Origin of the sequence: Caulobacter sp., assembly GCF_035254145.1 — a bacterium.
GTDB lineage: Bacteria > Pseudomonadota > Alphaproteobacteria > Caulobacterales > Caulobacteraceae > Caulobacter.
This window is the reverse complement of the sequence record NZ_DATFAV010000057.1, coordinates 1-11,339: the sequence shown is the minus strand read 5'-3', so window position 1 is coordinate 11,339 and position 11,339 is coordinate 1. Positions and strand designations below refer to the sequence as shown.

Genomic DNA, 11,339 nt, shown 5'->3' with positions numbered 1-11,339 from the left:
GCCGTTCCACCAGGCCGGTTCAGGTCGTGGCCAATGAGACGCCATCCCTCGCCGCCGCGGGTCCCGCGGACTACGCAACCGGCGCGGGCCAGAAGTCTGTCGTCGATCTGCCGGACGGCAGCCGCGTCACCCTGGATGTCGACAGCGCGCTCGACGTGGCCTTCGCGAACGGTCGCCGCGATCTGCGTCTGCTGAACGGCCGCGCCTTCTTCGACGTGGCCCATGATCGGGCCCATCCCTTCGCCGTCCAGGCGAGGGGGAGGGTGGTCACCGCCCTGGGCACCCAGTTCGACGTGCGACTGACGCCAGGCGCCATGAGGGTGGTGCTGGCGCAGGGCGTCGTATCCGTGACGTCGGCCCCAGGCGGCCCGGCCGGCCCGCCGGTCAGGCTGGTTCCAGGCCAGGCCTTCGCCGCCCAGGACGGCGCGGCGGGTAAGGTCGCCTCGGTCGATCTCGACGAGGCCCTGGCCTGGAAACAGGGCATGGTGGAGTTTCACGACCAGCCGCTGTCCGAGGCGGTCGGCCTGCTGAACCGGTACACGCGGGCCCAGATCATCATCAAGGATCCCAAGGTCGCCGCCTTGCGGATCACCGGCGCCTTCAAGACAGGCGACGTCCAGCGGTTTGGCCGTTCGGTCTCGCAGGTCCTGCCGGTGAGGATGGTCGCGCGCGGCGCCGGGACCTATGAGCTGGTCTTCGCCGCTCGCTAGCCGCGCCTGCTGGGGGTTTTCGGGAAACCTGCGTTCTTCCTAGGAGAGCGTCACGGAGCAGGAGAGCCACCGCTCTCCGTCGTCGCTCGACATCCGAGCGAGGCCCACATGACATCGTCCCTGACCATCCGCGATCCGCTGGCCGACCACCTGCTGACGCCGCAGAACGCCGCTGTGCTGATCATCGACTTCCAACCGATACAGGTCTCTTCCATCGTCACGATGGAAAAGCGCCTGCTGATCGCCAACGTCACGAACCTGGCCAAGACGGCCAAGCTCTACGACCTGCCGGTGGTGCTCACCACCGTCAACGTCGCCACGGGCCTGAACACCCCGACCATCAAACCGATCACCGATATCCTGCCTGACGTCGCGCCGATCGACCGGACCGCGATCAACGCCTGGGAGGACGGTGATTTCGTCGCCGCGGTGAAGGCCACGGGCCGCAAGAAGCTGATCATGGTCGCGCTGTGGACCGAGGTCTGCCTGGCGTTTCCGGCCCTGGACGCCCTGGCCGAGGGCTTCGACGTCTTCGCGGTCGTGGACGCGGTCGGAGGCACGTCGGAACTGGCGCATCGAGCCGGCATAGACCGCGTCGTCCAGGCGGGCGGCAAGCCCGTCAGCTGGATCCAGGTGGCCTGTGAACTGCAGCGCGACTGGAACCGAAAGGCGACCGCGGAAGGCTTCGCCGACATCGTCCTGCGCGCCGTCGGACACTGAGCCAACGAGAAAAGGGAGCAAGGCGGGTCCTTGCTCCCTCCAGCGTTGCGGATCTTTGTTCAGGGCCTGGGGGCGTTGGCCGCCTCGACATAGTCGGTGCTGGTGGGGCCAAGGCCGGAGATATAGACCGTCGCGCCTTCGGGGCCGGTCATGGCGAAGTGCTCGACCCCGGCCGGCTCGCTGTAGAAGCTGCCAGGGGGCAAGGTCTTGACCAGGTTCTCATCCGCCTTGCGGCCGTAGCCGAAGCGCCAGACGCCCGCGACGACCACGGCGGTGCGGTCGTCGCGGTGGCTGTGGGCGGCGATGCGGACGTTGGGCGGGGCCCGTAGCGCGATCGTATAGGGGCCGGCCTTGGTCGGATCACCGTAAAGGATCGTCGTGCGAATGCCGGCGACGCCCGAGGTGCCCGCTCCAGCGCCGCCCTGGGTCATGGCCTCGATCTCGGACGGGGTGAGACGCGGAAGATGGTCCTGGGCCATCGCGGCGCTCGCGGACGCGGCCAGCGCCAGCGCGACTCCGGCGAATGCGATGCGGCGGCTCATGGCTTGGCGTCCAGGAAGTCGCGGACCATCGTCACCGTGGCCTTGGGGTTTTCCTCCATGATCCAGTGGCCGGAATCGGGGACCACGCCCTCCGTGACATTGCTGGCGGCGAAACGCATCACCGTCGCCATCATCGGGCCGAACGACTTCTCGCCGCCCAGCGCCAGCACCGGCATGGTCAGCTTGCCCTGAGCCATGAAGGCCTTGTTGTCGACGGCGTCCTGGTCGAAGGCGGCGAACTGCGAGAAACCGCCGTGCATGGCGCCGGGCAGGGCGTAGAGCTTGGCGTAGTGCTCGCGCGAGGCTTCGGTGAAGCGGGCGGGCGTGGCCGAGAACTCGTTCCAGAAGCGGTCGAGATAGATGCGTTCACGGCCGGCGACCAGGCGCTCCATGTCGGGGCCGCCGAACCGGAAGTGCCACAGCAGCGGGTTCTTGAGGACCTCCTCCCACGGCCCGACGCCGGGCAGCGGCGCGTCGATCAGCACGAAGCGGCCGACGCGGTCGCGGTGTTCGGCGGCGAAGGCGTAGCCGACCATGTTGCCGATGTCGTGCGTCACCAGGTCGGCCTTGGCGATCTTCAGAGTGTCGAGCACGCCCGCCACGTCCTGGCCTTGCGTCTTCTTGTCATAGCCACCGGACGCGGGCTTGGACGACAGCCCGAGCCCCCGCAGGTCCGGCACGACGACAGTGTGGTTCTTGGCCAGTTCGACGGCCATGGGCTCCCACATGTCGCCGGTCTCGCCATAACCGTGCAGCAGCACGACGGCCGGACCGGTTCCGCCCACCCGCACGTGGATCGTCACGCCATTGGTCGCGATCTCCTGAGTCTTGAAGGCGGCTGGGAACGGCTTGACCTGCGCCTGGACCGGGGCGACCAGGGCCGAGGTCGAAAGGAGTAGGGCCGCCAAGGCGGCCGGGACGAACTTGAGCACCTGCTGTCCTCCGGGAAAGGGGCGCGGAACAGGCCGCGCCCAGGCGCCCCGCGGACGCCCTCATCCAGGGTGAACGCAGGTTTTCGAAGAACCCTCACAGCAAGCGGCTAGGCTCTAGAAATGACCCGAAAAACTGATCTCGAAACGCCGGCGGCGAGGATCACTGCGATAGTCATAGCCCATGTTGTTGGCGTCGGCGACGATCGGGGGCGTGGTGTCCAGCAGGTTCTGCACCGCGATGCGCACGTCCAGCGACCGCAGCGCGTGGTCGGCCGCGAACTCGAACCGGCGACGCGCCGTCAGATCCAGATAGATGCGTGAGGGGATGTAGGTTCGCGCCTGATTGTGGGCGGCGTTCTGGACGACGACTTGGCTGAAGGCCGAATGGAGCGGGCTAGATCGTCCCATGTACTGGGCGTTCAGGTCCATCGACAGCGGGCCGCGCGTCCACTGGACGCCCGCGACGCCGCGCCACTCCAACGGCCCGTCGCGAAAGCCCACGCGATCCAGCCAGGCCAGCCCCGGTCGGCGCCGCGTGCGCAGGGTCGGCTGCCAGGTGGCCGCCCCGTAGAGCTGCGTCTCGCCGTGGAGGAGGGGAGGCAAGGTCCAGTCGAACTGGAAGTCGACCGTCTCGGCGATGGTCCGCCCGACGTTCGCGAGCCCCCCGTACAGCGCCACGATCCGACCGGCGGTGTACCCCAAGGCCGCATCGGTCGCCGACAAGGGCTCGCGGATGACGCGGTTGGGGTAGCGTTCCTCGGTGTTGATCATCTGTTGGAGATCCAGCCCCGATGAACCGATCTCGTCCCGGATCTCGACGCGGGACGCGTCGATCGAAAGGCGCGGACCGCTCCGTCCCGAGGGATTGAGCACCAGGCCGACCGACCGCGTCAGACCTTTTTCCTGACCGATATCGTGCCATCCGCTCCGCCCGACCAGGAACGATCCGTCGGCGATGATGGGCCGCCCGCCGCGCTTGGGATCGGTGAAGGGATAGGCGCCGTTGTTGGTGGCGATGATGCCCAACTGCTGGAGATGCGTCATGTCCGGCGGCGTTTCGCCCGTCGCCGCGCTGGCCCGCAGCATCAGCCAGTCGGTGGGGAAGGTGCGGACGCCCAGGGTGAAGACGTCCGCCTGGCGGCGGACGGCGGTGCGGACCAGCTGGGTGGAAACGCCCGTCAGGATGGTGTCGGGAAAGGTCGTCTTCACGCCATCGCGGCGCAGGGCCAATTGCAGCTCCAGGCCGCGCAACGGCGCGATGCGGACGTCGCGTGGCGCCAACGGCGCGCGGAGTTCGACATAGCCGGACGTCACGAGCTGGACCCTGTCGGGCGTAGCCGTCGTGAGCGCGCCGCCCTGTCCGAACGACAGATAGTCGCTTTGGGGCATGCGCTCGCGGCGGATCTCGCCCAGCACGGTCGCCGTCAGCGGACCGCCGGGCAGCGCGAGCAGGGGACCGGCCGCGCGCACCACGCCGCTGCTGAACTGCGTGGTCAGCCGCAGATGTTCGCCGGTCGGAACGGCGTAGGCCATGGTCGCCGACTGCAGGGTCGCGAAATCGCCGAGCGGGACCACCGGCGTCTGGCCACGCGCGCCAGGCAATCCGTTCCCCAGAGCGCTGGAAAAGCCCGAGCCGATGGTCATGCCGTCGCGCCTGTAGTCCATCAGCGAACGGCCGACCGTATAGTCGGCGGAGGCCCGCCAGTCCCGGGGCAGGGTGGCGATCAACCCGCCCGTGAGGCGGCGCACGTCGATCGTGGTGGTTTTCTCGTCCACCAGGCCTTCGACGGGAAAATAGAAGAAGACCGAATTGGCGAACAGATTGCCGGCGGCGTTGGCTTGGCTCGTGCTTCCGAAATTCGGGGCCCTGGGCGTAAACGCCCGCGCCTCGTCGCGCAGGTCCAGGCCGTCGACGAACGCCTCGAGCCGGTCGTTGATCCGGTGACGGGCGTTGAACAGGACGGAGTAGGTCTTGGGCGTCGAAACCAGCGAGGTGTCGTCGCCGGCCATGCCAACGGCCGGGTCGGTGGGCAGACGGCCGGCGTTGGCGACCAGCGCCGCGGCCTTCTCCTGATCAGTCCCCTGGAAGTCGAGCGGCAGGAAAGTGTAGCCGCCGGCAAGGACCGTCCCGCCATAGGCGGCGTCCAGTCGAAGCGGCTCGTTCTGGCCGCTGCGAACGGTGATCGCATTGACGGGTCTGAGCTGCAGAAGGAAGGCGGCCGGACTGTTCCGGGCCTGCCATTCCAGCGACCGGCGGGCATAGTCGCGCTGGCCGACCTTGAGCCGCCGCGCCGTCGAGGCGGAGGCGGCCAGCATCACGTCCGTCCGGCCCTCGTCGGGCGTGAAGCCGATGCGGGCCTCGACGCGGCCGCGACCGGCGTCGCCTCGACTGGAGATCCCCGAAACCACGGTCAGGTCCGCGCCCCGGTAGTCGCGTTTCAGCACCAGGTTGACGACTCCGCCGATGGCCGTCGGGCCGTGGATGCCGCCGGCGGTGGCGGTCAGCGTCTCGATCCGCGCGATCGCGCCCAGGGGAATGGCGTTGACGTCGCTCTGTTCAAGCCCGGCCGTTCGCGAGGGTAGGCTGGGCAGGCGTCGACCGTCGACCAGCACCAGGGTCCTCTGCAAGCCGACGCCTCGCAGGTCGATCGCCGAATTGGGCGCGCCGGTGTTGTTCACATACTGGCTGGGCGAGATCACCTGGCCGTTGGCGGGCAGCCGTTCGCGCAGGTACTGGTCGACATTGTCCTGCGCGGCGACGGCGAGATGGCGAGGCCCCACCACCTTGTAGGGTTGGATGTCGTTCTCCGTGCGCCGGATGTCGGCGTTCTGGGTGCGCCGACCCAGCACCAGCACCTCGGAAATCGCGCCGTCGCCCGGGTCGGCGATCTCGCGCCGGGGCAATTCGAAAAGCACGAAGACCCCATCGGGCGTAAGCCGGTATCCGACCCCGGACCCCGTCAGCAGAAGCCCAAGCGTCTGCTCGGTCGTAAGCCGTCCCTTGACGGCCGAGTTTCGCCGCCCCCGAACCAGGTCGGCCGTGTAGAGGATGTCGACGCGACTCTTCTGGGCCAGGTCGGCGAGAGCGTCCCGCAGGAGGCCGGCGCGGACATCCACGACACCCGGCGCGGCCAAGGCCGACTGCGCGATCGCCGTCGTCGCCAGAAGGACCGTCGCATAGGTCCAAAACCGACGTCTGCGCCTTTGCGGATACATACCTTCCCCTATGGGCGCAGAACCCGGCCGCCTTTGTTGCGACGGCCTTATGCCTGTTCCAAGAACACGGGTCTAACCATTGCGGCGGGGTTCGGCCAGAAAGTGTGCTCGACCGCTACGCACACGCCCTGGCGGGACCGTCCACGTCCCTGAAAATAGTTTTCCTCAACCTCGGAAATCCGCGCGCACCGGCTTGAAATTGCAATTCGTTCTCAAGTATGCACGAGCGTCCGACGACGAGGCCGGTTGGCGGTCAGGGCTCAAAGGCCTTCTCATTCGCCGTTCCGTTTATGCGAGGCAGACCCGTGAAGCGCTCGATTTCCTTCCTGACATTCGCCGCCGCCGGCGCCGCCGGCGCGCCCGCCATGGCCGCCGACCTCACGGTCGCGTTCGACATTCCGAAGATGTCGGTCGCAGAGTATCACGCGCCTTACGTGGCCATCTGGATCGAGAACCCAGATGCGACGGCCGCAGGCACTCTGTCGGTCTGGTTCAAGCCCAACCACGAGAAGTGGCTGAAGGACATGCGCCAATGGTGGCGCAAGTCGGGGCGTTCAATGAGCTTTCCCGCGGACGGCGTCACCGGCGCGACCCGGGCGCCAGGTCCGCAAAAGGTGACGTTCAGCGGCGCCAGTGGCGTTCTGAAGAATCTCAAGCCCGGTCAGTACACCCTGGTGGTCGAGGCCGCCCGCGAGTCCGGCGGCCACGAGTCGGTTCGCGTCCCCTTCACCTGGGGCAAGCCAGGCAAGCCCGCGACCGCCAAGGGCTCGACCGAGTTGGGCGCCGTCACTGTCTCCGTGAAGTGAGGAAGGACGCCATGAGCCTGAAGATCCGTCTTCTCGCCGCCGCCGCGCTCGGCGCGGCCATCTTCGCCCCCGCCGCCGCCCAGGCCGCCCGTAACTGGGTGCTGCCGTCGTCGACGACCCTCTCGGGCGCCAACGCCTGGGTCACGGTCGATGCGGCCAGTTCCGACGAGCTCTACATGCCGAGCTTGCGTCCGCTGCGCCTGGAAACGATCCAGGTGCTGGATTCCGACGGCCAGCCGGTGACGCCGCAAAGCCCGTCGATGGGCAAGCTCCGCTCGACCTTCGACGTCCAGCTGACCAAGCCCGGGACCTACAAGATCGCCTCGGTCTCGACCGCCGTCCTCGCCAGTTGGACCGAAAACGGCGAGGTCAAGCGCTTCCGGGGCTCGGGCGAGGACTTCGCCAAGCAGGTTCCAGTCGGCGCGGCCGACCTGAAGACCATCAGGACCCTGAGCCGCAGCGAGACCTTCGTCACCCGCGACGAACCCACGACCGGCGCGCTGAAGCCGGTCGGCCAGGGTCTGGAACTCGCGCCCGTGACCCATCCCTCCGACGTCGTGGTCGGCGAGGCCGCCAGCTTCAAGTTCCTGCTGGATGGCAAGCCCGCGGCGGGCCTGGAGGTTCTCTTCATGCGCGGCGGCGACCACTGGAAGGCCAAGCCCGCCGAGATCGTCGTCAAGACGGGCGCCGACGGCGGCCTGAAGGTCACCCTGCCTGAAGGCGGCGTCTGGTGGATGAGCGCGACCTACCGCACCGGCGAGACTGGCCGTGGTCCGGGTGGTCCGGGCGGTCCGGGCGGTCAGCAAGGTCCGGCCCAGGCGCTGGCGGGCGACGGCTACGCCGCCAGCTACACGGCGACCTTCGAAGCCCAGTTGCCCTAAGTCGACCTCCGCCGACGACCGGATGCTCCGATCGCCACTCTTCCATGAAGTTCGCCAGTGAGCTGATCCTGTCGAACGCGGGCGTGGCCGGAGGCGAGGCGCGCGACATCGTGCTGTCACTGACTCTTTAAAGTCGCGACTGTAGAGCTCAATGATCGCGGAACGCGGGCTGACTCTATACCCCGCGACTGACTCCAAAGTCGCGCGATCAGACTCCAAAATGCGCGACTGCTTTTCGGCGCTTTTTGACGCAAGGGGTCTAGGGTTCAACCACTTGGTAGCGTGCGAATGTCGGCCGCTTCGCGGTTCTTCCAAAATAGGCCTCGCGCCGTGAAGGCGCGAGGCGCATCAGACATCAGTAGCGGAACTGGCCGAAAATGCCGATCTCGTCGTAGGTGCCCTGGCGCACGCCGCCGATGACGCCGTTCGAGGTCGACAGCGTGCCGTTCTCCACCTTGTCGTGCTTATAGGCCAGCGAGAAGTCGACGATCTTGGCCGGGCTATAGGTCAGGCCGATGTTGTAGTAGCCGTCCTTCTTGGCCGAGGCGGTCTCCTTGGTCGGCTTGACATAGTCATAGCGGGCGAAGGCGCCGAACTTGTCGTTGAACTGGTAGGAGCCGAACACCGAATAGCCGTCAGCCTTGTCGGATACCGCGGTGGCCACGTTATTCCAGTCCTCGGTCGAGAAGTACTCGACGCCGATGCGGTAGGTCTTGGTCTTGTAGGCCGCCAGGGCGTTGAAGCGATTGGCGGTGTGGTAGGTGACCGCGCCCTGGTTGTCCTTGCCCAGCTTGCCGCTGTAGCCGCCGACGGCGAGGATCACGTTGTCGAGCTGGGCGCTCAGGCGACCTTCGACATCCATGGTCTTGGCGCGGGTCGGGTTCTTGTAGCCGTTGCCGTCGACCACGGCGACCGCGTAGCTGAAGATCGAGCCGAGCTTGCCCGAGGCGTGCACGCCCCAGTCGGCCGAGGTGCCGAACTTGGTGCGGTCGATCAGCGTGTTTTCCACATAGCGGTAGCCGTAGACGTCCTCGACGAAGGGCACCCAGGGCAAATCCGTCGAACCGGCGCGGACGACCAGCGCGTCGCTGACCTTGGCCTGTAGGTAAGCCTTCTTAATATACAGCTCGGTCGCGCCGATCGCCGACGAATACTGGAAGTCAGTCGTGATGTTGGCCGAGAAGGTGTCATTGAATTTGTGGTCGATGCCCACATAGAAGCGCTTGATGTCGAAGCCGTTACCCGACGGGACCTTCTTCACGCCGTCAACTTTGTTCGTGACGTTGGAGATGTCGTAGTACATGCGGCCGCTGACGACGGTGTCATCTGCCCAGCTCTTCTTCGGCTTGGGCGTGTTGGCGGCGACGGCGGTCTTCACCTGCTCCGGGATCGTCTTGATCTGGGTGTCAGCGGCGGCCTGGACGGCCTGGACCTGGGTCGTGGCGGTCTGGGCCTGGGCTTGCGCCTGCTGGGCCGTAGCGGCCGTCTGGGCCTGGGCCGATTCCTGGGCGTTGAGGCGGGCTGTCAGGGCTTCGATCTGGGCGCGCAGTTCACGGAGCTCGGCGGCCTGGCTGGCGGCGGGCGAGGCCTTGGCCTTGCGTGGCGCGGCCTGCGACGGCGCGGCGACGCCGGCGGCGAGCATGACGCCCAGGGCGGCGCCCGCGCACAGAGACAGTTTCGATTTCATTGGAGGTCCCCTTGTCCACCCGTTTGGTCGGGTTGGACAGGGGTGCTAGTCACGTTTCATGACAGTCTTATGTAACTTTAACTTACATCATCCATGGCAAGCCGCGCTTTGAAGCGCCTGTGGCGTTTGGGTCGCTGTGCGCAGGCGGAGGATCTCCTCGATGCTCCTTGGCGAGCGGCGGAAGATCAGGCCGATGCGCCGCGCGGTCAGCCCGGACGCGGCCAGCCGGTGGATTTCCGCGATGTCGCCGGACGACAGCGGGGCCAGGGCGCCGCCGCGGCGCGGGCTCTTTGCGACGGGCGATTCCGGCCGCGCCACGAGCCAGTCGAGAAGGCGAAGCGCCTCGCCGGAGCCGCCGAGTTCGAAGATTTCTCCACATTCATCAAAGGATTCGACAACTACTCCGCGTTTGAAGAGGTCGAGGAACACCGCCATCATCTCCCGCGCTGTGCCGCAGAAGGCGTCCAGGGTAGCGACGCACAGACGGTCCCCAGGCCCCAGGGCGTCGAGGCGGCCGCAGATCCGACGCAGGGCGGCGATCGTCGGGTTCTCCTCGATCGCGTAGTCGTCGGGATAGAGCGGCATCAGCCGGCGCACCTGGTCGTCCAGGGGCGGAAAACCGGCGCCGAGTTGAACATAGGCAAGACGCATGGTGAGGGGACTCTAGCCGCCGCCAAAGGCCAAGTGTCAAGTTCAACTTACAATGCGACCCAATCTGTAAGTCTGTCATCGATTTGTCGCGCCCTTGTCGTACGAAGCGAGACTTTGATCTCGAAGGAGCGTCAGCGTGGATCGACGGGGAATGAAGCGCTGGGCGACCTATGCTGCGGCCTTGGGCCTGGCCATGCTCGGCTATGTCGCTCGCCTGGGGCTTCAACCGGTTTTCGGCGCAAACCACGCCTACACCGCCTTCTACCCCGTGGTGCTGGTTTCGGCCTACGCGTTCGGCGCCGGGCCCGCGATCCTGGCCGCACTGGTAAGCGCGACGCTCGGCTACTGGTGCTTCGCCGCGCCGGCCCACGCCGTGAAGCTCGACGCCGACAGCCTGACCTCGCTGGGCTTCTTCGCCGTCACGTCGTCGAGCGCCATCTATCTGATCCACGGCCTGGCGCGAGCCGTCGCCGCCACCCGGGAAGCCCAGGCGCGGGCGGAGACCCTGGCCAAGGCCCATGCGGCGCTGTTTGGTGAGCTGAACGAGCGGGTGACCAATCATCTGCAGTTGGTGGCCGCCTTGCTGCAGCTGCAGGCGCGCGACGAACCGGACGCCGCCGCCCGCAAGGCCCTGGGCGAGGCGGCTGCGCGCACCATGCTGATCTCCAAGACCCATCGCAGCATCGCGGGGGAGGGCGGGGAGTTGCTGGACTTCGACGCCTTCGCCCGCCAGTTGCTGGAGGCGACACTGTCGGCCCGCGCCAATCCGCCGTTGCGGGTCGAGTTCGAGCAGGGCGGTCTCTGGCTGTCGTCGGAGCAAGCGACCTCGGTGGCGATCGTCTTGCTGGAGTGCCTGAACGCGCGTCTGGCGTCCGAGGACCCGGGGGTCATGCGGATCGGCCTGCGCGCGGATCGCGGCATTGGCAGTCTGCGCATCATCGAGATCGAACGGCCCCTTGATCCGATCGCGCCACGCGGGGCGTCCTTGATCGACGCCATGGTCGAGCAGCTGCGGGGGCGCTTTTCCTCGCGCAACGCCGCCGAGGGACGCGTGTCGGAACTGACCTTCCCGCTAGAGGGCGGACATGGCCAGCGTCGCGCGCTCGAGGCGACGCTGCACTAAGCGGCGCGAGTCATTGTAAGTACAAGTTTCCAAGCTACCGTCGAGCCGATGACCGAACGATCGCCGCCCTT

10 protein-coding genes are annotated in these 11,339 nt (G+C 67.1%); 5 read left to right on the top strand and 5 right to left on the bottom strand.

Annotated elements, in window-relative coordinates; all coding sequences use genetic code 11:
* The coding region (locus VJ655_RS03150; protein ID WP_324098163.1) for a FecR family protein at positions 1-710 on the top strand (710 nt) is incomplete at its 5' end.
* Between the two features lie 108 nt (positions 711-818).
* Complete coding sequence (locus VJ655_RS03145) at positions 819-1,430, top strand: hydrolase (RefSeq protein ID WP_324098159.1); 612 nt, start codon at positions 819-821, stop codon at positions 1,428-1,430.
* Between the two features lie 59 nt (positions 1,431-1,489).
* On the opposite strand, the gene VJ655_RS03140 is transcribed toward VJ655_RS03145, so the two are convergent.
* The 3 genes from VJ655_RS03140 to VJ655_RS03130 all read right to left on the bottom strand — a co-directional run bounded on the left by VJ655_RS03140 (position 1,490) and on the right by VJ655_RS03130 (position 6,120).
* Positions 1,490-1,972, bottom strand: coding sequence for a cupin domain-containing protein (locus VJ655_RS03140; RefSeq protein ID WP_324098157.1), 483 nt, complete (start codon positions 1,970-1,972; stop codon positions 1,490-1,492).
* Positions 1,969-2,904 carry an alpha/beta hydrolase gene (locus VJ655_RS03135; RefSeq protein WP_324098155.1) on the bottom strand — a complete coding sequence of 312 codons (936 nt, stop codon included), beginning with the start codon at positions 2,902-2,904 and terminating at the stop codon, positions 1,969-1,971. The genes VJ655_RS03140 and VJ655_RS03135 overlap by 4 nt, the downstream gene beginning before the upstream one ends.
* A 114-nt stretch (positions 2,905-3,018) precedes the next feature.
* Complete coding sequence (locus VJ655_RS03130; protein ID WP_324098153.1) at positions 3,019-6,120, bottom strand: TonB-dependent receptor; 3,102 nt, start codon at positions 6,118-6,120, stop codon at positions 3,019-3,021.
* A 305-nt stretch (positions 6,121-6,425) separates the two neighbouring features.
* Here VJ655_RS03130 and VJ655_RS03125 point away from each other — a divergent pair, with 305 nt between their 5' ends.
* Both VJ655_RS03125 and VJ655_RS03120 read left to right on the top strand, forming a co-directional pair.
* Positions 6,426-6,926, top strand: a complete 501-nt coding sequence (locus VJ655_RS03125) for a DUF2271 domain-containing protein (RefSeq protein ID WP_324098151.1) — start codon at positions 6,426-6,428, stop codon at positions 6,924-6,926.
* A gap of 11 nt (positions 6,927-6,937) precedes the next feature.
* Positions 6,938-7,807, top strand: a complete 870-nt coding sequence (locus VJ655_RS03120) for a DUF4198 domain-containing protein (RefSeq protein WP_324098149.1) — start codon at positions 6,938-6,940, stop codon at positions 7,805-7,807.
* 355 nt (positions 7,808-8,162) lie between these two features.
* Here VJ655_RS03120 and VJ655_RS03115 read toward each other — a convergent pair whose 3' ends face one another.
* Positions 8,163-9,494 carry a hypothetical protein gene (locus VJ655_RS03115; protein WP_324098147.1) on the bottom strand — a complete coding sequence of 444 codons (1,332 nt, stop codon included), beginning with the start codon at positions 9,492-9,494 and terminating at the stop codon, positions 8,163-8,165.
* A gap of 87 nt (positions 9,495-9,581) precedes the next feature.
* Positions 9,582-10,145: a hypothetical protein gene (locus tag VJ655_RS03110; RefSeq protein ID WP_324098145.1), complete on the bottom strand. Its 564-nt coding sequence runs from the start codon at positions 10,143-10,145 to the stop codon at positions 9,582-9,584.
* A gap of 136 nt (positions 10,146-10,281) precedes the next feature.
* Between VJ655_RS03110 and VJ655_RS03105 the strand changes: the two genes are divergently transcribed.
* Positions 10,282-11,268 (top strand): histidine kinase dimerization/phosphoacceptor domain -containing protein, encoded by a 987-nt coding sequence (locus tag VJ655_RS03105; RefSeq protein WP_324098143.1) that lies wholly within the window; start codon positions 10,282-10,284, stop codon positions 11,266-11,268.
* Positions 11,269-11,339 lie beyond the last annotated feature (71 nt).